This window comes from Pandoraea sp. NPDC090278 (assembly GCF_044772185.1).
Classification (GTDB): domain Bacteria; phylum Pseudomonadota; class Gammaproteobacteria; order Burkholderiales; family Burkholderiaceae; genus Pandoraea.
The window spans coordinates 363,616-386,068 of record NZ_JBIVYJ010000001.1 but is presented as its reverse complement, the minus strand read 5'-3'; the positions used below and the strand labels follow the sequence as shown (position 1 = coordinate 386,068).

The 22,453-nt window shown below is 64.0% G+C and carries 20 protein-coding genes; 5 read left to right on the top strand and 15 right to left on the bottom strand.

From position 1 onward, the window contains the following. Positions 1–6: 6 nt before the first annotated feature. The 5 genes from ACIQWO_RS01655 to ACIQWO_RS01635 all read right to left on the bottom strand — a co-directional run bounded on the left by ACIQWO_RS01655 (position 7) and on the right by ACIQWO_RS01635 (position 4,411). Entirely contained in the window at positions 7–672 is a 666-nt protein-coding gene (locus tag ACIQWO_RS01655; RefSeq protein ID WP_402818387.1) for a site-2 protease family protein, read from the bottom strand. Between the two features lie 97 nt (positions 673–769). Beyond that, positions 770–1,396: an L-threonylcarbamoyladenylate synthase gene (locus ACIQWO_RS01650; protein WP_150660574.1), complete on the bottom strand. Its 627-nt coding sequence runs from the start codon at positions 1,394–1,396 to the stop codon at positions 770–772. Positions 1,397–1,408: 12 nt separating this feature from the next. After that, a complete protein-coding gene (locus ACIQWO_RS01645; RefSeq protein WP_402818381.1) occupies positions 1,409–2,242 on the bottom strand; it encodes a 3',5'-nucleoside bisphosphate phosphatase in 834 nt (277 codons plus the stop codon). A 200-nt stretch (positions 2,243–2,442) separates the two neighbouring features. After that, positions 2,443–3,333 (bottom strand): alpha/beta fold hydrolase, encoded by an 891-nt coding sequence (locus ACIQWO_RS01640; RefSeq protein ID WP_402818378.1) that lies wholly within the window; start codon positions 3,331–3,333, stop codon positions 2,443–2,445. 145 nt (positions 3,334–3,478) lie between these two features. Next, the gene (locus ACIQWO_RS01635) at positions 3,479–4,411 is read right to left on the bottom strand and encodes a ferritin-like domain-containing protein (protein WP_402818375.1); all 933 of its coding nucleotides are present in this window, start codon (positions 4,409–4,411) and stop codon (positions 3,479–3,481) included. Between the two features lie 49 nt (positions 4,412–4,460). On the opposite strand from ACIQWO_RS01635, the gene ACIQWO_RS01630 reads away from it, so the two are divergent. From ACIQWO_RS01630 to ACIQWO_RS01620, 3 genes are all read left to right on the top strand, one after another. Continuing rightward, positions 4,461–4,985, top strand: coding sequence for a gamma carbonic anhydrase family protein (locus ACIQWO_RS01630; protein ID WP_150738520.1), 525 nt, complete (start codon positions 4,461–4,463; stop codon positions 4,983–4,985). A 269-nt stretch (positions 4,986–5,254) separates the two neighbouring features. Beyond that, entirely contained in the window at positions 5,255–6,190 is a 936-nt protein-coding gene (gene hslO, locus ACIQWO_RS01625) for an Hsp33 family molecular chaperone HslO (RefSeq protein ID WP_402818370.1), read from the top strand. 146 nt (positions 6,191–6,336) lie between these two features. Beyond that, positions 6,337–6,774 carry a hypothetical protein gene (locus ACIQWO_RS01620; RefSeq protein ID WP_402818367.1) on the top strand — a complete coding sequence of 146 codons (438 nt, stop codon included), beginning with the start codon at positions 6,337–6,339 and terminating at the stop codon, positions 6,772–6,774. Positions 6,775–6,878: 104 nt separating this feature from the next. Here ACIQWO_RS01620 and ftsB read toward each other — a convergent pair whose 3' ends face one another. From ftsB to ACIQWO_RS01575, 9 genes are all read right to left on the bottom strand, one after another. Next, positions 6,879–7,304 carry a cell division protein FtsB gene (gene ftsB, locus ACIQWO_RS01615; RefSeq protein ID WP_150664814.1) on the bottom strand — a complete coding sequence of 142 codons (426 nt, stop codon included), beginning with the start codon at positions 7,302–7,304 and terminating at the stop codon, positions 6,879–6,881. 73 nt (positions 7,305–7,377) lie between these two features. After that, a complete protein-coding gene (eno, locus tag ACIQWO_RS01610; protein ID WP_039399287.1) occupies positions 7,378–8,661 on the bottom strand; it encodes a phosphopyruvate hydratase in 1,284 nt (427 codons plus the stop codon). A 411-nt stretch (positions 8,662–9,072) separates the two neighbouring features. Further along, positions 9,073–9,927 (bottom strand): 3-deoxy-8-phosphooctulonate synthase, encoded by an 855-nt coding sequence (gene kdsA / locus ACIQWO_RS01605; RefSeq protein WP_402818362.1) that lies wholly within the window; start codon positions 9,925–9,927, stop codon positions 9,073–9,075. 32 nt (positions 9,928–9,959) lie between these two features. Beyond that, positions 9,960–11,618, bottom strand: coding sequence for a CTP synthase (locus ACIQWO_RS01600; RefSeq protein WP_402818359.1), 1,659 nt, complete (start codon positions 11,616–11,618; stop codon positions 9,960–9,962). Between the two features lie 211 nt (positions 11,619–11,829). Next, positions 11,830–12,660 carry an alpha/beta fold hydrolase gene (locus ACIQWO_RS01595; RefSeq protein ID WP_402818356.1) on the bottom strand — a complete coding sequence of 277 codons (831 nt, stop codon included), beginning with the start codon at positions 12,658–12,660 and terminating at the stop codon, positions 11,830–11,832. A 215-nt stretch (positions 12,661–12,875) separates the two neighbouring features. Next, positions 12,876–15,794, bottom strand: a complete 2,919-nt coding sequence (locus ACIQWO_RS01590) for a DNA internalization-related competence protein ComEC/Rec2 (RefSeq protein WP_402818353.1) — start codon at positions 15,792–15,794, stop codon at positions 12,876–12,878. A 44-nt stretch (positions 15,795–15,838) separates the two neighbouring features. Then, entirely contained in the window at positions 15,839–16,696 is an 858-nt protein-coding gene (locus tag ACIQWO_RS01585) for a TatD family hydrolase (RefSeq protein ID WP_402818350.1), read from the bottom strand. A gap of 216 nt (positions 16,697–16,912) precedes the next feature. Next, on the bottom strand, positions 16,913–17,638 hold the full coding sequence (gene lolD / locus ACIQWO_RS01580; protein WP_402818347.1) for a lipoprotein-releasing ABC transporter ATP-binding protein LolD: 726 nt from the start codon (positions 17,636–17,638) through the stop codon (positions 16,913–16,915). Beyond that, positions 17,631–18,884, bottom strand: coding sequence for a lipoprotein-releasing ABC transporter permease subunit (locus tag ACIQWO_RS01575; protein ID WP_150576734.1), 1,254 nt, complete (start codon positions 18,882–18,884; stop codon positions 17,631–17,633). Before ACIQWO_RS01575 ends, lolD begins: the two co-directional genes overlap by 8 nt. Positions 18,885–19,066: 182 nt before the next feature. Here ACIQWO_RS01575 and ACIQWO_RS01570 point away from each other — a divergent pair, with 182 nt between their 5' ends. Continuing rightward, the gene (locus ACIQWO_RS01570; RefSeq protein WP_402818343.1) at positions 19,067–20,146 is read left to right on the top strand and encodes a regulator; all 1,080 of its coding nucleotides are present in this window, start codon (positions 19,067–19,069) and stop codon (positions 20,144–20,146) included. Beyond that, the gene (recJ, locus tag ACIQWO_RS01565) at positions 20,143–21,840 is read left to right on the top strand and encodes a single-stranded-DNA-specific exonuclease RecJ (protein ID WP_402818340.1); all 1,698 of its coding nucleotides are present in this window, start codon (positions 20,143–20,145) and stop codon (positions 21,838–21,840) included. The genes ACIQWO_RS01570 and recJ overlap by 4 nt, the downstream gene beginning before the upstream one ends. On the opposite strand, the gene ACIQWO_RS01560 is transcribed toward recJ, so the two are convergent. After that, the gene (locus ACIQWO_RS01560) at positions 21,818–22,444 is read right to left on the bottom strand and encodes a hypothetical protein (protein ID WP_402818337.1); all 627 of its coding nucleotides are present in this window, start codon (positions 22,442–22,444) and stop codon (positions 21,818–21,820) included. The genes recJ and ACIQWO_RS01560 overlap by 23 nt on opposite strands. Positions 22,445–22,453 lie beyond the last annotated feature (9 nt).

Below are 22,453 nucleotides of genomic sequence, written 5' to 3'. Positions count from 1 at the left end.
AAAACTTCAGGAAGCCAGCGACAGCAGCGGCGTGAGCATCCACACGATCAAGTCACGCCCCCACTGAATCAGCGGCCACAGCCAGACACGGCCGAGCACACCACTGACAACCAACGCCATCACAATGAAAAAGCCGTAAGGCTCGATGCGTGAGAGCGTATAGGCCGCACGCGCAGGCAGCAGCGAGACCAGCACGCGTCCGCCGTCGAGCGGCGGCACCGGAAACAGGTTGAACATGCACATCACGAGGTTCACCACGAGACCGGCCTGCGCCATCATCAGGAAGAACGGTTCGCGAACCTCCGCGATCTGGAGCCCGACGGTGACCAGGGCCCAGAGAATCGCCTGCGCGAAGTTGCACAGCGGACCGGCCAGCGCGACCCAGATCGTATCGATGCGCGGATTGCGCAAGCTGCCGAACGCGACCGGCACCGGCTTCGCGTAACCGAACAGGAAAGCCCCGCTCGTCATGAAGTAAAGCGCCAGCGGCACGAGGATCGTGCCGATCGGATCGATGTGTTTGAGGGGATTGAGTGTGACGCGCCCCATCAGAAATGCCGTGGGGTCGCCGAAATGCTTGGCGACATAGCCGTGCGCCGCCTCGTGCAACGTAATCGCGAAGAGGACTGGGAGCGCGTAGACCGCGATGGTCTGGATCAGGTCTGCATTCATAGCCGACTATTGTAACAAGCAGACCTGCACGCCAGTATTACCCACCCTTACAAAGATTTTGGGGCCACGGCGGGCAGGCACAGCGACATCCACGCCATCACGACAGACCGAACGGTGTCAGCGACCCGCGTCCGCGACGCAAGACTTCCGGCGGCGTCACCGTCAGATCGACCACCGTCGACGGCTCCTTGGGGCACGCCCCGCCGTCGATGACGAGGTCCAGTTGCTTCTCGAGCCGCTCCCGGATTTCCTCCGGGTCGTTCAGCGGCTCGGTTTCATCGGGCAGAATCAGCGTCGTGGCCAGCAGCGGCTGGCCTAGTTCTTCGAGCAGCGCCAGCGTAATGGCATGTTCCGGCACCCGCAGGCCGATCGTCTTTCGCGACGGGTGCGACAGGCGTCGCGGCACCTCTTTCGTCGCTTCCAGAATGAAAACGTACGGCCCCGGCGTCGTCGCCTTGATCAGCCGGTACTGCCGGTTGTCGACGATGGCAAATTCGGCCAGCTCGGACAAATCACGCACGAGCAGCGAGAGCATCTGCTTCTCGTCAAGGCCGCGAATACGCCGCAGCCGGTCGACGGCCTGCTTGTCGTCGATATGACAGGCAATCGCGTAGCTCGAATCGGTCGGCAACGCCACGATGCCGCCTTTGTCGATGATCTGTGCCGCTTGTTTGATGAGACGTGGCTGAGGATTTTCCGGGTGAATCTGGAAGAATTGCGACATGTTGGCGGTAAGTTACTGCCAGCGGCTCCAGACCGGGGTGAGATCGTCGGGCAACGGTGGCAGCTTGCCGAGCAGCGCACGGCTCTCGGTCGGTCCATGGAAATCCGAGCCGCGCGACGCCAGAAAACCGTACTGACGCGCGACATCGGCATACTCGCGGTACTGATCCGGCGTATGGCTGCCGGTCACTACTTCAATCGCTTCGCCGCCCAGTTCGCGGAACTGATCGAACAGCGCGCCGAATTCCAGCTGCGTGAATTTATAGCGCCCGGGGTGGGCCACAACGGCAATGCCACCCGCGCCGCGAATCCACTTGACGGACTCCTCGAGCGTCGCCCATCGATGCGGCACGTAGCCCGGACGTCCCTCCGAAAGATACTTCGCAAAAACGTCGGAGACCGACGCGCATTTGCCGATTTCTACCAGAAAGCGCGCGAAGTGCGTGCGGGAGATCAGGTCGGGATTGCCGACGAAGCGCAGCGCGCCTTCGTATGCGTCGGGAATGCCAGCGGCCGCCAGTTGCTCGCTCATCAGTTGCGCCCGAGCGGCACGACCGCCGCGCGTCGCCGCGAGGCCGTCGATCAGCGCCGGGTTGTCGGGGTCGATGTTCAGTCCGACGATATGCACCGTGCGGTTCGCCCACGTAATCGAGATTTCGACGCCGCTCACGTAACGCATGCCCAGCGCTTCGGCCGCCGCCCGCGCTTCGCGCTGGCCGCCGATTTCATCGTGGTCCGTCAGCGCCCATAGGTCGACACCGGCCTCGAAAGCGACCTGCGCCACTTCGGACGGCGTCAGCGTGCCGTCCGACACCTTGGAATGACAATGAAGATCCGCGTTGAGCATGATGAGCCGCCGGGCGATGGCGCGATACCGGATTTCAGGGGCTTCGGCAGCCCTGCTGCCCCTTCAGCCCCCTCGCCCCGTGATCGCCCTCCAGACACTGGCGTATGACGTGGTAATGACGCCCTCATTCTACCGCTCAAGTGCACGCGACGCGAGTTGCCGCGTGCTGCCCGAACTTGTCCCGCTGCGCTGGACCGCCCCTAGTTGCGGCAGAAATCCTCAATCAGGCGCGCGACAACTTCCGGCTGGTCGTGATGCAGCATATGCCCCACATCGTCGACGAACGCCTCCGTCAAATTCGGAAAGACCTCGAAGCGTTCGCGAAAGACCTCCTTACCCTGCGCCCCGGAGAAATGTTGCAGCACGTCCGAATCCGTCGCCTCGACATGCAGGACGGGTGCGCTTACGTTGCTCCACACCGCCATCGCTTCGTCCAGCCGGTACGGATAGGGGTTGGCCATCTTGTGAGCGGCATCGGCAAGCAAATGCCACTGACCGTCGCTCGCCTGACGTGCCCAGCGCGGCGCAAGCCACGCCGCCCGTTCGGGCGTGAGGCGCGGGTTTGTCTTGCGCAGGCGCGCCGCCACGTCGTCGAGCGACGCGTAGGGACGCAGCGTCGGCTGCGTCTGCACATCGTCCAGCCAGCGACTCAGTTGACGAATTGCCGCAGCCGGTGGCGACGGCGGCAGGCCGAAGCCTTCGAGATTCACAAGACGCCGCACCCGCGCCGGACGTACACCGGCGTACAGGCAGGCCACGTTACCGCCCATGCTGTGGCCGATCAGATTGATGGCTTCGCCGGGTTCCGTGTAGACATCGACGAGCGCGTCGAGATCGGCAATGTAGTCCGGGAACCAATAGCTGCCAGCGCGTCCGTCGGCGACGGGCCAGTCGGTGAGGCCGAAGCCTCGCCAGTCGGGCGCGAGCACGTGCCAACGCTGCGCGAGCGTCTGAGCGACAAACTGGAACGATGCAGACACGTCCATCCAGCCATGCAGCGCAAACAGCTTGGGCGCGCCGGGCGTGCCCCACTGGCGAACGTGGTGGCGCAGGCCGCGCACCGTCAGAAACTCGGATCGGGAATCGGTCATTTCGGTCACATCAGTCATGACGCAGGCAGAAAGTGAATATCTGAACGAATGGAGAACGTCGAGTATATCGACGGACGTCGCCACCTCGGAAGCAGCGTCAAAAATGCGGATCGCGCTTTCATGCGCTTTCACGAGTACGCCGCCCTCATTCACCGGCCTGAAGGGCCGCGAGTTCGGCATCGTCGAATCCGGCGGCCCTGCGCGCTTCGAGATTGAACGGTCCGCGCAGGCGTGGCGCGCCGTACTGTGTAGCCAGGCGCGCGTACGTCTCGACCGGCTCGCAGCCCGCGCGCTCGCAGCCCCAGCGATACCAGCGGTTGCCGATGGCGACATGTCCGATCTCGTCGCGCAGGATGATGTCGAGAATCGCCGCACCGGCCTTGTCGCCCGCGCTGGAGAGTTTTGCCTTGATGGGCGGACTGGCGTCCAGGCCGCGCGCTTCCAGCGTTCGCGGCACAAGCGCCAGACGCGCCAGCCAGTCGCCGGACGTGCGTCGCGCCATATCCCAGAGCCCATCGTGCGCCGGGAAGCAGCCGTAGTCGTACTGATCGCCCAGCGTTCGCAGATGCGAGACGAGCAGCGAGAAGTGATACGCCTCCTCCGCCGCGACCTGAAGCCAGTCGTCGTAATAGGCGCTCGGCAGGCCGTCGAAGCGCCACAAGGCGTCCAGTGCGAGATTGATGGCGTTGAATTCGATGTGAGCAAGCGCGTGCAACAGCGCGGCACGCCCGTCGATCGACGTCACAGCCCGCTGCTTCAACTCCCTGGGCGAAACCAGTCGCGGTGTTGCCGGACGCCCCGGAATCCCGGCCTCGTGCTCACCGTCCGCAGACAGGAATTGACGTGCCGGATACCAATGCGCCGCCCCGTCGCGAACGGCGTCGCGCAGCGCCGTGACCCCCGTAGCCTTCTCGAACGGATCGCAGACGCGCAGCAGTTCGAGCGCACGTTCGCGCGCGCAGCCAGACACATCGGCCGACGACGGCACAGCAGCGGAAGCAGAGGAAATTTCGACGGATTTGCCGGAAACGGCGTGGCGCGCGGCATCGGCGCCGGGGGCAGGAGTGAAATCGGCCATGACGTTACAATAGCGGTTTCGTCGATTTTAACCGCGAACCGAAGCCGCCATGCCGATCTATAAACTTGGAGACAAGACCCCGCAGATCCACGAGAGTGCTTTCGTGGCCGACACCGCCACCATCATCGGTGAGGTGGTACTCGCGGAGAACAGCAGCGTGTGGCCGGGCGTGGCGATTCGCGGCGATAACGAGCCGATCAAGGTCGGCGTCGGCACCAACGTGCAGGAAGGCGCTGTGCTGCATGCCGATCCGGGCTATCCGCTCACGCTGGCCGATGGCGTCAGTGTCGGCCATCAGGCCATGCTGCACGGCTGCACCGTCGGCGAGAACTCGCTGATCGGCATTCAGGCCGTGCTGCTCAACGGCGCCGTCATCGGCCGCGACAGCCTGGTCGGCGCAGGCGCGCTGGTCACCGAGCGCAAGACATTTCCGGATCGTTCGCTGATTCTCGGCGTGCCCGCCAAGGTCGTGCGCGAACTGACCGATGAAGAGGTCGCCAATCTCAAGCGCAATGCCGACGTCTATGCAACGCGCCGGCAGGTTTTCAAGGAACAGCTGGTGCGCATCGGCTGAACGCACGTCCGGCAGTGGCGCGCGCGGCCAGTCGGGAGCGCGAGCGTGCGCTGCCGACGTGTTGAAAATGCGGCGCGCGCCCCCAGATATCGCAACATTGACGCGCCAATCATCGGCAATTGCGCGCTGATGGGTCAGCCAGAACGAGCGAATGCAGAAGGACTTGTGCGCTTATTGCACTAGAGAGCAATAGGCGTCCTCAAGGCATATCTCGCCCGTCGGGCCCGTCCGTACCGACCGCCGTTGCCGCATTTTTCAGGAATTCGACCGTGTCCGACCAACTTCAGAAATTCATGTTCGACGCCGCCCCCGTGCGCGGCGAATACGTCAGCCTCGACGCTACCTGGCGCGCTGTGCTGGAACGTCACGACTACCCGACCCCCGTACGCAACCTGCTCGGCGAAATGATGGCTGCGGCCGCGCTGCTGACGGCGAACGTCAAATTCGACGGCGCGCTGATCCTGCAACTGCACGGTGACGGCCCTGTCAGCATGGTGGTCGTGGAATGCAATGCCGACCTCACGATGCGCGCCACGGCGAAGTACAGCGGCGAGATCCCGGAAGACGCGTCGCTCAAGTCGATGGTCAACGTGAACGGCCGCGCCAGCTTCGCCATCACGCTCGATCCGCGCGTGAAGCAGCCCGGCCAGCAGCCGTATCAGGGCGTGGTGCCGTTGTCGGACGAACACGGCCCGCTGCCTGATATGGCGTCGGTGCTTGAGCATTACATGCACCATTCGGAGCAGCTCGACACGCGTCTTTGGCTGGCCTCAGACGAAAACCACGCAGTCGGCGTTCTGCTGCAAAAGCTACCGGGCCACGGCGGCACGGCTGGTAGCGGCGCCGAACGTGCGCCCGAGGAAGACGAGGACACGTGGAATCGCGTCTGCCATCTCGGCAACACGCTCAAACGCGATGAAATGCTGAGCACGGACCGCGAGGAAATGCTGCATCGCCTGTTCTGGGAAGAAACGGTCCGTGTGTTCGACCCGCTGCCGACGGCGTTTCGCTGCACATGCTCGCGTGAACGCGTATCGAACATGCTGCGCACGCTGGGCGAAGCCGAAGTCATGAGCGTGTTCGACGAGCGCCCCAGTGTCGAAGTCGCTTGCGAGTTCTGCCGTCAGACCTATCATTTCGACAAGGTCGACGCGGCCCAACTCTTCACCGAGCAGTCTCACGCAGCCCCGGCCGGGCAGCACTGAAACACGGATTTCCTGCGGCCCGCGGAACACCCCGCGCGCCGGGGACTCTGAGTTCACATCCGGCGAGATGCGGGACCGCCCCGCATCGGATGCCATTGCCCTCCGTCCACGGATAGGATGGAACCACACCGGGTTATCGCGCCATCATGCCCCGAGCCACTGCCGAAGCCTCCCCCGATTTCGCCGCACACACTGCCCGCCTATGGCGAGCCCCAGCTTGCGCAATGGCGCTGCTCGCGCTGACGTTGGCCACCGGCTGTGCGCAACTGCAGTTGCCGCCGCCCGACGCCCCTTCGGCACGGCTTCCAGAATCGCAGGAAGGGGAGCCAGCCATGACGGACGCGCAAAAGCAGGACCTGACGCGGCTGAACAAGCGCATCTACGACGAGCAGGAATCCACGATCGAGCGTGAGCGCGCCCAACGCGCACTGGACGATGCCATCCGCAGCTACAACAGCAACGCCTACTTCTATGGCGGCTGGGGTGGCCCTGGTTGGTACGGCCCCGGCTGGTACGGGCCGGGATGGTACGGTCCCGGCGGGTATGGCCCGCGATCCTCGGTTGGCATCGGCATCGGCTTCTGAAGGCCGGATTCCGACGGTCAAAAAAAAGGCACTCCTGAGGGAGTGCCTTTTTTGTGCTACGTCTGCGCGAGATTGCCGGGGACGGCAGCAGCGGTCAGTGAGGATCAGTGATGCTGCGCCTTGTGCGCCGACTGCGTCTTGCCCTTCGTCTGCGACGGTGGGGGCGGCGGCGCGGCGGCGACCGTCTTGTGAGCCGGCTCGGTCGACGAGACGAGCGGCGCGTCGGCACCGGATGCGCCTTGCGGCGCGCCAGCCCCATCCGCACCGACGAATTGCACGAACAATTCGCCGTCCTTGACCATCCCCAACTCGAAACGAGCGCGTTCTTCGATCGCCGACGTGCCGTCCTGCAGATCCTGCACTTCGCCGGCAAGGCGATCGTTACGCTCTTTCAACTGCTCGTTTTTCTGCTGTTCGGCGCTCAGCTCGTCGCGCAGTTCGTGCACGTACAACCAACCACCGTGGCCGAACCAGAGCGGATACTGGATGACAACCAACAACGCCACCAGTACCAAGGTCACCATTCGCATGCTTTCGCCTGGCAAGAATTCCGGGAAGGCGGGCCTGACGACCATCAGGCCCTAACTGCCCGGGGAAACGGAATTAGCGCAGATTGTAGAACGTTTCCTTGCCCGGGTACGAAGCGATATCGCCGAGATCTTCTTCGATGCGCAGAAGCTGGTTGTACTTGGCGATACGATCGCTGCGCGAGAGCGAGCCGGTCTTGATCTGACCTGCATTGGTGCCCACAGCGATATCGGCAATCGTCGAGTCTTCGGTTTCGCCCGAACGGTGCGACACAACAGCCGTGTAACCCGCGCGCTTGGCCATTTCGATGGCGGCGAACGTCTCCGTCAGCGTACCGATCTGGTTGATCTTGATGAGGATCGAGTTGGCCACGCCTTGATCGATACCTTGCTTCAGGATCTTGGTGTTGGTCACGAACAGATCGTCGCCGACGAGTTGCACCTTCTTGCCCAGCTTGTCCGTCAGGATCTTCCAGCCAGCCCAGTCGTCTTCCGACATGCCGTCTTCGATCGAGACGATCGGGAACTTGTCGCACAGGTTGGCGAGGTAGTCGGCGAACTCTTCCGAGGTCAGCGACAGGCCTTCACCGGCCAGTTCGTACTTGCCGTTCTTGTAGAACTCGGTCGACGCGCAGTCCAGCGCGAGCAGCACGTCGTCGCCCAGGCGATAGCCGGCCTTTTCGACGGCTTCCTGAATGGTGGCGAGGCACTGTTCGTTCGATTCGAAGTTCGGTGCAAAGCCGCCTTCGTCGCCCACAGCCGTGCTCCAGCCCTTCTCGGCGATCAGCGACTTGAGTGCGTGGAAGATTTCCGTGCCGCAGCGCAGGGCTTCACGGAAGCTCGACTGGCCGACCGGCATCACCATGAATTCCTGGATGTCCAGGCTGTTGTTGGCGTGCGCGCCACCGTTGACGATGTTCATCATCGGCACCGGCATTTGCATCGCGCCCGAACCGCCGAAATAGCGGTACAGCGGCAGGCCCGCTTCTTCGGCGGCTGCCTTCGCGACGGCCATCGACACGGCCAGCATGGCGTTCGCACCGAGGCGCGACTTGTTGTCCGTGCCGTCGAGTTCGATCAGGGTCTTGTCCAGGAAGGCCTGCTCGGCAGCATCCAGGCCCATGATGGCTTCCGAAATCTCGGTGTTGATGTGCTCCACAGCCTTCTGCACACCCTTGCCGAGATAGCGCGACTTGTCGCCATCACGCAGTTCGATCGCTTCGCGCGAGCCGGTCGATGCACCCGACGGCACTGCCGCGCGGCCCATCACACCCGACTCCAGCAGCACGTCGCACTCGACCGTCGGATTACCGCGCGAGTCCAGCACTTCGCGCCCGATGATATCTACGATTGCACTCATGTATTCCTCGGTATCTATAAGACAAAAACGCTAAAGGGAACCAGCTGCGCGCCGCGATCCTGCCTGCCACCTGCCGCTTCCACGCCGGGCGCTGACCGCAAACCGACAGCGCGCCGAATCCTGACGTGGAGGCCGATGCCGCGCTTGCGCGCGCACCGGTGGGCAATACGTAGACGGGGGAACAACGGCGCCTCGAAATGAGGCACGGCGGCCTGTGGGGTGACTTCGATGTCGACGGTGCACTCGGCGTGCTGCACGCGGACCTCTCCTCCGAGGACTCGCCTTCGCGGCGGCCATTGACGACCGCTGCGCGACAAGCTTAACGACTCGACGCCATGCTGCCAAGGCGTCCGGCCGCTATACCCGTCCTGTGGGCGTGCTGATAGTGGCCCCAGGACGGTGTGTCTCATTTCAGTTGAAATTGTTTTCCAGGAACTCGCCCTGCTTCACCGCCATGTCAATCGTCTTGAGCGTGGTGAGCAGTTCGCGCATGCGTCCCAGCGGCACAGCGTTCGGACCATCCGAGAGTGCGCACGCCGGATCCGGGTGCGTCTCCATGAAGAGGCCCGAGACGCCGACGGCCACGGCGGCACGCGAGAGCACCGGCACGAATTCGCGCTGACCGCCCGAACTGGTGCCTTGTCCGCCCGGCAGTTGCACCGAGTGCGTGGCGTCGAACACCACTGGCGCACCGGTCTCACGCATGATCGCCAGCGAGCGCATGTCCGAGACCAGGTTGTTGTAGCCGAACGAAACACCCCGCTCGCAGGCCATGAAGACGTCATCGGGAAGGCCGGCTTCGCGCGCAGCGTCGCGGGCCTTGTCGATGACGTTGATCATGTCGTGCGGCGCGAGAAACTGCCCCTTCTTAATGTTCACCGGCTTGCCCGACTGGGCGCAGGCGCGGATGAAATCGGTCTGGCGGCACAGGAAAGCCGGCGTTTGCAGCACGTCGACGATCGGCGCGGCAACCGCCACATCCTCTTCGGTGTGCACGTCGGTGAGCACCGGCACGCCGAGCTGGCGACGCACTTCTTCGAGGATCTTCAGGCCTTGCTCGCGACCCGGGCCGCGATACGACTTGCCCGAGCTACGGTTCGCCTTGTCGAACGACGACTTGTAGATGAACGGAATGCCGAGCGCGCTCGTGATTTCCTTGAGCTGCCCCGCGACGTCGATCGTCATTTGCTCCGACTCGACGACGCAGGTACCCGCGATCAGGAAAAACGGCTTGTCCAGGCCAACATCGAAACCGCACAGTTTCATGGGAACTCCTTGTTTCTCGCTCGCTGCGCGTCTTAGGCGGCCTTCTTACGCGCTTGCTGACCAGCCAGCGCTGCTTCAACGTAAGCCTTGAAGAGCGGGTGGCCATCGCGCGGCGTCGAGGTGAACTCGGGGTGGAACTGAACGCCCACGAACCACGGGTGCACCTGTTGCGGCAGCTCCATCATTTCCGGCAGATTCTCGGTCGGCGTGCGTGCCGAGATCACCAGACCGGCGGCTTCGAGCTGCGGGACGTAATGATTGTTGACTTCGTAACGGTGGCGGTGACGCTCGTTGACCGTCTCGCCATAAATGCGCGAGGCCATCGTATCGGCCTTGATCGGCACGCGTTGCGAGCCCAGGCGCATCGTGCCGCCCAGATCCGAGTCTTCGGTACGCTGCTCGACCTTGCCATCGCGATCTTGCCACTCGGTAATGAGTGCAACGACCGGATGCGGCGTCGCCGGCTCGAATTCCGTGCTGTTGGCGTCGGCCAGATTGGCGACGTCGCGCGCGAATTCGATCACGGCCAGTTGCATACCGAGGCAGATGCCCAGATACGGCACGCGGTTTTCGCGAGCGTAACGGATCGCCTTGATCTTGCCTTCCGTACCCCGACGGCCGAAACCGCCCGGCACGAGAATCGCGTCCAGATGCTTGAGGGCATCCGTGCCGTCCTTCTCGATCTGCTCGGAATCGATGTACTCGATATTCACGCGCGTTTCCGTGTGGATGGCAGCGTGACGCAGCGCTTCGATCAGCGACTTGTACGACTCGGTCAGATCGACGTACTTGCCGACCATGCCGATCGTGACATCGTGCTTGGGATTCTCGACGGCATGCACCAGACGCGTCCACATGGACAGGTCAGCCGGCTTGGCTTCGATCTTCAGCTCGTCGCAGATGATCTTGTCCATGCCCTGGTCGTGCAGCATTTGCGGAATCTTGTAAATCGTGTCGACGTCCCACACCGAAATCACGGCGTCTTGCGGGATGTTCGCGAACAGCGAAATCTTGGCGCACTCGTCTTCCGGAATCTGACGGTCGGCGCGGCACAGCAGCACGTCCGGCGAGATACCGATTTCGCGCAGCTTCTGCACACTGTGTTGCGTCGGCTTGGTCTTGAGTTCACCGGCCGTCGCAATGTACGGCACGAGCGTCAGGTGCACGAAGGCCACGCTGTTGCGGCCCAGGCGCAGGTTCATCTGACGCGCAGCTTCGAGGAACGGGAGCGACTCGATGTCACCGACCGTGCCGCCGATTTCGACGATGGCGACGTCGGGATGGCCGTCCCACGTCGAACGCGCACCGCGCTCGACGAAGGCCTGAATTTCATTGGTGATGTGCGGAATGACCTGAACGGTCTTGCCGAGGTACTCGCCACGGCGTTCCTTACGGATCACCGACTCGTAGATCTGGCCCGTCGTGAAGTTGTTCGCACGACGCATCTTCGCGCTGATGAAGCGCTCATAGTGACCCAGATCGAGGTCGGTTTCCGCACCGTCCTCGGTCACAAACACCTCGCCGTGCTGGAACGGGCTCATCGTGCCCGGGTCGACGTTGATGTAGGGGTCAAGCTTGAGGAGGGTGACTTTGAGGCCACGCGATTCGAGAATCGCGGCCAGAGATGCGGCAGCAATTCCCTTACCAAGAGAGGAAACCACGCCGCCCGTGACAAAAACGAATTTGGTCATCGCAGTAATTGCTCGCGGGAAAGCCGGATTATACCCGAAACCCGCCCCGTCCTCGAGGGGCTGCGCGGCAAATTTTGGCCTTGACAGGCACCCGGCGCGGCGTCCCGTCACGACCGGCGCGCCCCGGCACGAATCTCTGCGATCGCAGACCCCGCTCAGCACAAACCACTGCCGGTGCCGACGGACAGACGCTTTGGCGAGCCCCCGACCCTCAGGCTGCCAGCGGACGGCGATGCTCGCCGCGCAATTCCGCGAGCATGTCGCTGATGGCTGCTGCCGTGTCCAGCGGACGCTCCATCGGGAAAAGATGGGTGCCGGGGACATAACGCAGATGCGTGCCGACAATCCGGCGCGTCGCCCCGATCCCGGCCTGACGCAATTCACGAGACTCGGTCCCCGCGAGGAAGCCGACCGGCACCGGCACGCCTCGCATTGCGCGCACGGCGAGCAACGGCGGCAACGTCAGATAGATCCGGTACTCGATCTCGCGCGCAAAGGCGAGACGCCGCGCTTCGCCCTCCCCCGTCGGCAAGGTCCCGCAATCGATGTAATCGCGCAGCACGTCCGGATCCCAACTCGCGAACGCCGGTTTGCTCGCAAAATGCTGCCACGCACTTTCCCAGTCCGGCCATTGGTCGCGACGCTTCTTGGTCACCCCTGCGGGCGACATCCGTTCGTAAAGTCCCGTCAGCATGCCAAGACGAAGCATCTGCGTGCGCCAGCCCGGCGTCACGATCGGCGAGTCCACCATCACGACACCACGCACGCACTGCGGGGCTTTGAGTGCCGCCATGAGACTCAGGAAGCCGCCAAGCGAATGTCCGACAAGCCAGACCGGCTCGCCCTGATACTGACGCACCAGCGTGTCGACCAGTTCGTTGCGCAGATACCGCCAACCCGGCGTCACCGGATAGCGCGGGTCATGCCCGATACGGTCGATGGCACGCACGTCGTACTCGTCGGCCAGCGCACCGAGCATCTTGCGATAGACCCCGGCGGGAAAGCCGTTGCCGTGCGAAAAATGGATGATGTCTCTAGTCATGGAATTCGTTGTCTTGGCGAGCGTGCGTCATGCGCCTCAGGGAGGCAGTGCACGTTGGTGCACGGCAGTGCATTCGGCACGAGGATCAGGCCGCATGACATTCGCCAGACCATTCTAGCTAACCGCTGCTTGAGTATCCGTAGAGGTTTCCGTCGAATTGCCGCGCGGTGTCATCCCGAAACGGGCGCACACACAGCACAAGCCGCCACCGCTTTTCAGGACGCACCCGGCGACAACGCGTGCCAGTAACGCCGATAACTCGCACGGTAAGCTTGGGCCGTCATGCCGTCCGGCGTGCTGGAAAACCGAATCCCGCCGTGCGTCACGCTGTGCCAGATCGTCGCGCCCGCTGATCGATAGCGGGCGACCACGGCCGGCCTCGGATGCCCGAAGCGGTTGCGATACCCCGCTTGAAACACCACGTGGGATGGCGATATCGCCGTCACGAACGCCGAGGTCGACGACGTCAGGCTGCCGTGATGCGGAGCAAGCAGCACGTCCGAGCGCAGGGCTCGCCCATAGCGGGCCACCATCGTGCGTTCCTGTGCACTTTCCGCGTCGGCCGCGAGTAGTGCACTGTGCCGTCCGTTTGCAATTCGCAGGACACAGCTCACGCTGTTCGGCCCCGCCCTCCCGTTCCGTCCGTCACGCAAGGCTGCCTTGTCCGGGTGCAGAAACCGGAATGTGACGCCCTCCCACTGCCATTGCTGCCCGGCAAGACAGGTGCGATGCGTTGCCGACGCGCGCCGAACCCGATGCCCATCAGGCAAGGACGACAGGACTTGCGCCTCCGGAAATGCCCGTAACACACTCAACGCGCCGCCGAAGTGATCGTCGTGCGCGTGGCTGATAACCATCCGATCGAGCCGTGTTATCCCCATCGAGCGCAAGTAGGGAACGATGACACGCCGTCCCGCATCGCTGCGCCGCCCCAGCGGCGGGCCGCTGTCGAACAGCAGCGTTCGTGTTGCAGTTTCGACCAGCACAGCGTTGCCCTGACCGATGTCGAGCATGGTCACGCGAAACTCGCCCACCGCCGGGCGCTGCGGGGACGCCAGGGCCGCCGGCCCCATCAGCGCCACACCAGCGAGCCGTATGCCGAACACCCATCGCTTCGTTGCGGGAACCCACTGCGGCAACGGCACGAGACACACCACTACACCGACGACGGCCGCCATCTGCGCCCAAACCGGTGCGACCGGCGCGCGCCAGACAGCCCAGGGCATCGCCGCAAGTGTGCCCAGCCAGTCTGCCAGCCAGACAACCACCGTGTGTGCAGCAACGAGCGCCCAGTGCGCAAGACCGGAAGGCAACAATAGGCTTGCGAGTGCGAGCGGCGTCACGATCAACGTCATCACCGGAATGGCGACGGCGTTCGCCAATGGTCCCAGCAATGGCACCGCGCCGAACCACGCGAGCGTCAACGGAATCAGACCGATGGTGACCGCATACTGTGCGCGAGCAGCAGGTGCCAATCTGCGGCCTAACTCGACGCCCCACCGCCCCATCCACTCGACGACGCGCCAACCGGCCGGGGTACCGCCCGTCGCATCATGCTTCAGCGCATCCGCAGCAACCCGCGCACCGTCTGCGCGCCCACTCGACTTCGAGCGCGCCCTGTCACCCCGCCTCGCGGCCAACACGAGCGCCGCCACTGCACCGAACGACAACCACAAACCGGGTGTGACGACGGCCCACGGATCCAGCGCAACGATAATCGCCAGCGCCCACGCCAACACATAAGACGGCGCGGCGATTCGTCCCGTGAGTAGCGCCAGCACTACGATCGCGACCATGCCAACGGCTCGTCTCACAGGCACGCCCCAGCCCGCAATCGCGCCATACGCCACCGCCGCCAGCAACCCTGCGACAGCCGCCGCCTTCGGCGCTGGCCACCACAATGGCAAGCGCAATCGCGCAAAGCTCGCTCGACGCCACAGCCCGCCCACCATCGCAGCCAGCGCCCCGGCGACAAGCGAGACGTGTAACCCCGAGATCGCCAGCAAATGACTCACGCCGGTGTCGGCAAACATTTGCCAGTCGTCATCCGCGATATCGCCGCGCTCTCCCAGCGCCAACGCCATCAGCACGCCGCCATATCTCGCCGACGGGTCCAGGGCGGCCCGAAAATCGTCTCGCAATCGCTCGCGCCACGCTGCGAATCCGTACCCTGGCAACGGCCCCGCATGCAGGCGACTTGGGCGAACCGCGCTCGCAAGCGCACCTTTGCCAAACGACGTCCGTACATATCCTGAGGCCCGAATGCCCCGAACCAGCGCCAACAATTCCGCATCGAATCCATGCCAGTTCGCGAAGCCACGCGGCGCCTTGAGACGAACCGGCATTCGCCATCGCTCACCTGCGCGAGGCAGTTGCCGCCCTGCCACCACCACAGCGCTCTGCCATGCATCCCCCGAGCCGACGCCGACGGCGCTGCGCGCATCGCGTTTCGCACGGAAGGGCGAGCGCATTGGCCAAACCAACTCGATGCGCTTCGGCACGCGCACCGCACCGCATACCGAGCCATCGCCGCCCGTGTGCCGTGTCGGCAAAAGCGATACCCCTTCGCCATCCCCTTCTCCGCACACCAACGACGCGCCACACGCATCGCATCCGCCGAGGCCCACATCGCCCCGCGCAATGGCGTGCGCGCTTTCGACATCGAAGACGAACCGCACACCATCGCCCGTGGTGATAGGCAGTCCCGCCACCACGCCGGTCACCAGCACGTCCTGCCCCTCAAGCGCAGCGGGCAAGCTGTCCCCGAGCCGCAGGTCCGCCCGGTAGGCCGCCCAGGCGTATCCTCCAACACCGGCACTCAACGCGAATACCGTCACCGCAAGCCATCGCAGCCAGCTTTGATTCGCAGACGCTCCGGCACTGAATGGAGGGCAATCGACACCGCTACCGATAAGTACTGCCCTGCCCTCACAATCGCCACGCCCGCGCTTCGCCCCCCACCGCCGTGCGTATGACCTAGGGCGCCCTGCCACCCAAATCACGCGCAGCGCACCCACGACGAATACACACCCGGCAATGGCGACCGCCACCGAAAATCCGTGTCCCGAGGGCAGCACCGAGGCTTGTTGCAGCCACCAGACGCCCGCCACCCAGGCGAGCAGCTCCATTCTCATGACGTCACCACGTCATGTTTCGACAGTCGCGCGACGCCTCGGCGTCAGCGCGATTGCCCGGAAGGGTTGGGGGAAATCAGAGAGAAGTTCGTGGCAGGACCGTCACCCGGCGCCATCGCCATGGCACCCGACAAGCGCGGCAGCACGCGCCAGGCGTTGGCGGACGTCGCAAGAGACAACATCTCAGGGGCGACGCCGCGCAGCTCCGCCAACACCTGTGCGATGCGCGGCAATTCCACGGGGCTATTGCGTTGTTTGTAGCGCCATTCCGGCGCAATGTCGGGCGCATCCGTCTCCAGCACAATAGATTCCAGCGGCATATCCACAGCCAGACGACGAATCTGCAAAGCGCGATCAAACGTCATCTGTCCGCCGAACCCGAGGCAAAAGCCGCGCTCGACGAATATGTCCGCCTGCTGCCGACTGCCATTGAATGCGTGGGCGATGCCGCCACGCGGCGTGAAGATCCGAAGCTGTTTGAGCAGGGCGTCCTGAGAGCGACGCACATGAAGAATGACCGGCAGATCGAAATCGCGTGCGATCTTGAGTTGCTCGACGTAGAAGAACTGCTGACGCTCGGGGTCAAGCGTTCTGACGAAGAAATCCAGCCCGATCTCGCCAATGCCGACGAAGCGCGGATCCCCCATGGCAAGCTCGACCGCCCGGCGCAGGGTCGCGATGTCCTCGTCGCGTGCGCGCGGCGTGTAGAGCGGATGAATGCCCAACGCGTACGCGCCGCCCGGAATGGCGCGAGCGGCCGCACGCGCCGCGTCGAACGTCGCACATTCGACCGCCGGCACAACAAGCCCGGCCACCCCCGCAGCGACGGCGTCGGAAATCACGGTGGTGCGGTCGGCGTCAAACTCGGCCGCATCGAGATGGCAATGGGTATCGATCCACATGGTCAGGTGTCCTTAAGCGTCAATTCTACGGGGCGATGACAAGGCTCGCACGTCGTCGTTGTCGTGACCATCGGACAACACCGCATCATGGTCTAGGACGTTGCCGAAAAACGCATGCGCGCGGCGTCCCGAAAATGCAAAACGCCGGGGAAATCCCCGGCGCTTCTCCGTCAGTCATGACGAGCAACCACCCGCCTTACACGGCCTTGCACGACCTTAGGCGGACTCCAGAATCCCTTCGCGAAGACGCAAGGCGCGGTCGCAGCGACGTGCCAGATCGATATCGTGCGTGACGATCACGAAGCTGGTCTTGAGCGTCTCCGACAACTCCAACATGAGCTCGAACACGGTCTCGGCCGTGTGCCCATCGAGGTTACCGGTCGGCTCGTCTGCCAGCACGCATGCGGGTTGCGTGACCAGCGCTCGCGCCATCGCCACTCGCTGACGCTCACCGCCCGACAGTTCCGACGGACGATGCTTCATCCGCGAACCCAAACCGACGCGCTCAAGCATCACCTGCGCGGCGGCCCGTGCCTGCTCGGTCGGCAGACGGCGGATACGCAGCGGCATGGCCACGTTATCCAGCGCGGAGAACTCGGCCAGCAGATGGTGAAACTGATAGACGAAGCCGAGCGACTGATTGCGCTGCGCCGTCTTGTCGCGCTCGCGCAGCGACGAAAACGGCTTGCCGAGCAACGACACCTCTCCGCGCGAAGGATCGTCGAGCCCGCCCAGCACATGAAGCAAAGTGCTCTTGCCGGAGCCCGACGCGCCGACGATCGCCACTTTTTCGCCCGGCGCAACGTCAAGACTCGCCCCGTTGAGCACTGTCACATTCAACTGACCTTGCTTGAACGTCTTATGCAGATCGCGAGCCCGCAACACAGGGCCGTCGTACGCCAGATTCGGCACCGGGGCCATCGATTGATTTGCGTTACTCATAGCGCAGGGCCTCCGCCGGTTTGACGCGCGAGGCACGCCAGCTCGGATAGATCGTCGCAAGCGCCGAGAGGATGAAGGAGATCACCCCGATACGGATCACATCGGACGATTGCAGATCCGAGGGCAATTCGGAAATGAAGTAAATGTCTTGCGGCAGGAAGTGAATTCCCAGCAAACGCTCGATGAACGGCACAATCGTCCCGATATTCACCGAAATCAGACAGCCGAGGCCGACACCGAGCAACGCCCCGGCAAAGCCAATTGTCACGCCCTGCACGATGAAGATCTTCATGATCGAGCCGGGCTGCGCACCCAGCGTTCGCAGAATGGCGATGTCCGCATACTTGTCGGTCACCGTCATCACCAACGAGGACACCAGGTTGAACGCAGCGACCGCGATGATGAGCGTCAGGATGATGAACATCATGCGCTTTTCGGTCTGCACCGCCACGAACCAGTTCTTGTTCTGCTGGGTCCAGTCGCGCACCCACATGTTGCCGGAGAGCGTCTTGGCCAGTTCGCGCGCCACGAGCGGCGCCTGCTCCATATCTTGAATTTTCAGTCGCACGCCCGTCGGGCCGTCGAGTCTGAATAGCGTTTCCGCGTCATGCAAGTCGATCAGCGCCAGCGAACTGTCGTATTCGTAATGCCCTGCCGTGAAGATCGCGACCACGGTGAACTGCTTCACGCGCGGTAACACGCCTGCGGGCGTGATCGTCCCCTGAGGCGCCACCAGCGTGATCTTGTCGCCGATGCTAACGCCCAGCGCCCGCGCCAGTTCGCGGCCGAGCACGATGCCGAAGCTGCCCGGCGTCAGGTTAGTCAGGGTGCCGTCCGTAATCTGCTTGCCGAGGTCGGAGACCTTCGCTTCCTCACTCGGCACGATGCCGCGCAGCACCACGCCGCGCACGTTGTCGTCGCGCGTGAGCATGGCCTGCTCGCCCACATAAGGTGCCGCCGCAATAACGTTCTTGTTTTGCAGCGCCTCAGCGGCCGTGCGCTGCCAGTCCGGCAGGTTGCCGTCGACCGCGAAGACCTCGATGTGCGCCAGCACGGAGAGCATGCGGTCCCGAACTTCCTTCTGAAAGCCGTTCATCACCGAGAGCACCACAATGAGCGCTGCCACGCCCAGCGCAATGCCGGCCATGGAGATGAAAGAGATGAAGGAAATGAAACCGTTGCCGGATGATCGCTTGCCGGTGCGCGTATAGCGCCAGCCGATCTGCCATTCGTATGGGAATTTCAAACGGATTCCTGATTCTTGATAAGGATCGATCGGAGCGTACCGGCGCCGGTTTGCACCCGCGCGGGTCCAGTACCCAAACTCCGCCCCCGGCCCCTGCCCGGCGCGGTGAATGGTACGTTCCGTACCTGACGTCAGGGTCACCCAACTGCCAGCGCGAAGTTTGCCATACAATTCGCCTCGACATGGATACACCTGCCCTGCACTTTCTCTTGCCGTTCGCGCTCCCCGCGTCGGCCCATTTGCCCGCACTGCTGGCCGAATTGGAGTTGCCCGCGCTCGAAAAGTTGCTCGCGCGCGGCGTTCAGTCGGCGCAGGACGTGCCTGAAGACCCGTTTGTCCCCACGCTGCCGCACGAACGCTGGCTCGCCGACGCTTTCGGGCTGCCCGGCGGCCCCGCGCGCGCGCCACTCGCGCCGTTCATGCTGTTTGACGACAGCGGCGCACTCGACACCCGGTTCTGGTACTGCGCGCAACCCGCCCACATCCACATCGCCACCGACCATCTCGTGCTGACGGACCCGGCCGAACTGGAATTGAGCGCGGAGGAATCTGCCGCCCTTTTCGCGACGGCTCACGCGCTGTTCGCCGAAGAAGGCGGCGAGTTGATCGCACCACGCCCCGACCGGTGGTATCTGAGCGCCCCGGCGCTGGGCGACCTTCTCACGGCGTCGCCTGCGCGCGCCGCCGGGCGTAACGTCGACATCTGGCTGCCGCAAGGCAAGGCCGAACTGACGTGGCGCAAGTGGCAAAACGAAGTGCAGATGGCCTGGTACGACCATCCGGCCAATCAGGCCCGCGAAGCGCGTGGCTTGCCGCCCGTGAACGCGATCTGGCTATTCGGCGGCGGGCAGCGCATTGCCGCGCCCCGCATGAATCGTCCGTGCGTCACGGTCTTGGCTGACGCCCCCGCCACGCGCGGACTGGCGAACCATATGCAGATCGCACTGCACCCCACGTCGGCGGGTATCGACTCGGCCGACGGCCGCACGCTGTTGCAGATCGACACCCTGACATCGTATTTCCTGGTGGAAGACTGGGCACGTTGGCGCGACGCCCTCGTCGACTTAGACCGTCGCTGGCTGGCCCCTGCGTTGGAGCGCCTGCAAAAGGGGCAAGCGCGTGAAGTCGCGCTCACGCTGTGTGGCGACAGCCACTCCGTGACCCTTCGCGCCCGTAGCGGCGACCTGCGCAAGTTCTGGCGGCGCCAAGGGCTCACTGCACGCATGGTGCCGCTGGCCCGGCTGGGTGAGGAAGTGGCATGACCGATATCGTCACCCGTCTCGTCGACGAGACGACCGCCGACACCCTCTCGCGTGACGGCGTCCACCCCGTGCTGGCGCGTCTGTTCGCCTCGCGCGGCGTGGTCGAGAGCACCGAGACCGAAACAGCCCTCGCTCGCCTGATCCCGCCCACGCAGCTCAAGGGGGCGCAAGAGGCGGCCGCGTTCCTCGCGGACGCCATCGCCGCCGGTAAGCGCATGCTCGTCGTGGCCGACTATGACTGCGATGGAGCGACGGCCTGCGCCGTGGCCGTACGCGGGCTGCGCATGTTTGGCGCGAACGTCGAGTATCTGGTGCCGAACCGCTTCGAATACGGTTACGGACTCACACCGGAGATCGTGACGCTCGCCGCACGCGGCAAACAAGGTCCGCCCGATGTCCTGATTACCGTCGACAACGGCATCGCCAGCCTCGATGGCGTGGCCGCCGCACAATTGCTTGGCATCGAAGTCGTGGTCACCGACCACCACTTGCCGGGTAGCGAACTGCCCAACGCACGCTGCATCGTCAACCCGAATCAGCCCGGCTGCGAGTTCCCCAGCAAGAATCTGGCGGGCGTCGGCGTGATGTTTTACGTGTTGCTGGCGCTGCGTGCCGAGTTGCGCGGACGTGGCGCTTTCGACGCGCGCGAACAACCGCGACTGGATACGTTGCTGGACCTCGTCGCGCTGGGCACCGTTGCCGACGTGGTCAAGCTCGACACCAACAATCGCATTCTGGTGGCACAGGGCCTGTCGCGTATGCGCGCCGGGCGGATGCACCCCGGCATCAACGCCCTCTTTCGTGCGGCCGCCCGCAATGCGCGGCAGGCCGGAAGTTTCGATCTCGGCTTCGGTCTGGGCCCGCGCCTGAACGCCGCCGGACGTCTCGCGGATATGTCGCTCGGCATCGAATGCCTGCTGACGGACGACGACGCCCGCGCCTGGACCCTTGCGCAGGAACTCGACGCGATGAATCGCGAGCGTCGCGAAATCGAAGCAGGCATGCAGCAGGAAGCGCTGGCCGATCTGGCGCGCTTCGATCCACGCGCCGCAACTACACTTTGCGCGTTTAACGAAACGTGGCATCAGGGCGTGATCGGTATCGTGGCGGCCCGCCTCAAAGAGAAGTTCTACCGTCCGACCATCGTGTTCGCCCCGGGAGACGACGGCCAGATCAAAGGATCCGGCCGCTCGATCCCCGGCTTCCACTTGCGCGACGCGCTCGACCTCGTCACCAAACGTGAGCCTGGTCTGATCGGCAAGTTCGGCGGTCACGCGATGGCCGCCGGTCTCACGATCGCGGCCGACGCATTACCGCGTTTTCAGGCCGCGTTCGAAGCTGTCGGACAGGAATGGCTCGACGAGAAGACGCTTTCCCGCGTGATCGAAACCGACGGCGACATCGGTGACGATTGCTTCGTCCCGCCCTTCGTCGCCATGCTCGACGCGCAAGTCTGGGGACAGGGCTTTCCGCCCCCGGTGTTCTCCGGCGAGTTCGACGTGCTCTCGCAGGCCATCCTGAAAGACAAGCACCTGAAGCTGCAACTCGGACGGGGTCGCATGCGCTTCAACGCGATCTGGTTCAATCACGCCGACACGCTGCCAAGCCGCGCGCAATTCGCGTATCGCTTAGCTGCGGACACCTTTAATGGCGTATCGCGTGTGCAGATGATCATCGAGCACGCTCAGGGCTGAGCACCAGCTTCGCCGAGACGTGCTTCGGCCCCATCACACGCTGGCCTGTCAGCACGATCGTGCGCATGGCCTCCGCCCACCCCTGCATCGACGCAAGCGCCAGCTCGGCATGAACGACACTCGTTCCCGCCGAGCTGGCGCGCTGCGGAGCCTTGCCCGTCGGCCACGCGCGACGCAACTCGTCGTCGACCGGCGTGTCGTGAAATCCACCGCTCATCGTGACGTCGAACGCCAGCGTATCGTTCGCCTTGCCTGTGCAGTACGCCATCCCCGTCACCCCGAATCGATGCTCACCCTCGGCGATCAGTCCGGTGACCTGAAACAGTCGTGACGGCGTCCCCTCGCGTGACGTCAGCACCAGTTCAATGGGCAACGCCCCTTCCCCCGCCAGTTGGTACGTACCCCGCAATACGGTGTTCGCGGATGTCTGATGGCACACGTTTTGCACCGCAACCTGCGCTGCTTGAGTGGGTACATGCGTGGGTACCTGCGCGGGCACCTGTGCCGACGCCGTCGGCAAGCCGATTAGCCACGCACCCGCAGCGAGCGTAGCCGCCCACGTCAATTTGTGGAGAGTGCGCATCGGGGTTGTCGAGTGAGTCATGAAATGCTC

Bases quoted from the DNA above. Each gene is read 5' to 3' on its own strand.
- ACIQWO_RS01655 (WP_402818387.1), bottom strand. From the start codon at position 672: ATGAATGCAGACCTGATCCAGACCATCGCGGTCTACGCGCTCCCAGTC.
- ACIQWO_RS01650 (WP_150660574.1), bottom strand. From the start codon at position 1,396: ATGTCGCAATTCTTCCAGATTCACCCGGAAAATCCTCAGCCACGTCTC.
- ACIQWO_RS01645 (WP_402818381.1), bottom strand. From the start codon at position 2,242: ATGCTCAACGCGGATCTTCATTGTCATTCCAAGGTGTCGGACGGCACG.
- ACIQWO_RS01640 (WP_402818378.1), bottom strand. From the start codon at position 3,333: ATGACCGATTCCCGATCCGAGTTTCTGACGGTGCGCGGCCTGCGCCAC.
- ACIQWO_RS01635 (WP_402818375.1), bottom strand. From the start codon at position 4,411: ATGGCCGATTTCACTCCTGCCCCCGGCGCCGATGCCGCGCGCCACGCC.
- ACIQWO_RS01630 (WP_150738520.1), top strand. From the start codon at position 4,461: ATGCCGATCTATAAACTTGGAGACAAGACCCCGCAGATCCACGAGAGT.
- ACIQWO_RS01620 (WP_402818367.1), top strand. From the start codon at position 6,337: ATGCCCCGAGCCACTGCCGAAGCCTCCCCCGATTTCGCCGCACACACT.
- ftsB (WP_150664814.1), bottom strand. From the start codon at position 7,304: ATGCGAATGGTGACCTTGGTACTGGTGGCGTTGTTGGTTGTCATCCAG.
- eno (WP_039399287.1), bottom strand. From the start codon at position 8,661: ATGAGTGCAATCGTAGATATCATCGGGCGCGAAGTGCTGGACTCGCGC.
- kdsA (WP_402818362.1), bottom strand. From the start codon at position 9,927: ATGAAACTGTGCGGTTTCGATGTTGGCCTGGACAAGCCGTTTTTCCTG.
- ACIQWO_RS01600 (WP_402818359.1), bottom strand. From the start codon at position 11,618: ATGACCAAATTCGTTTTTGTCACGGGCGGCGTGGTTTCCTCTCTTGGT.
- ACIQWO_RS01595 (WP_402818356.1), bottom strand. From the start codon at position 12,660: ATGACTAGAGACATCATCCATTTTTCGCACGGCAACGGCTTTCCCGCC.
- ACIQWO_RS01590 (WP_402818353.1), bottom strand. From the start codon at position 15,794: ATGAGAATGGAGCTGCTCGCCTGGGTGGCGGGCGTCTGGTGGCTGCAA.
- ACIQWO_RS01585 (WP_402818350.1), bottom strand. From the start codon at position 16,696: ATGTGGATCGATACCCATTGCCATCTCGATGCGGCCGAGTTTGACGCC.
- lolD (WP_402818347.1), bottom strand. From the start codon at position 17,638: ATGAGTAACGCAAATCAATCGATGGCCCCGGTGCCGAATCTGGCGTAC.
- ACIQWO_RS01570 (WP_402818343.1), top strand. From the start codon at position 19,067: ATGGATACACCTGCCCTGCACTTTCTCTTGCCGTTCGCGCTCCCCGCG.
- recJ (WP_402818340.1), top strand. From the start codon at position 20,143: ATGACCGATATCGTCACCCGTCTCGTCGACGAGACGACCGCCGACACC.
- ACIQWO_RS01560 (WP_402818337.1), bottom strand. From the start codon at position 22,444: ATGACTCACTCGACAACCCCGATGCGCACTCTCCACAAATTGACGTGG.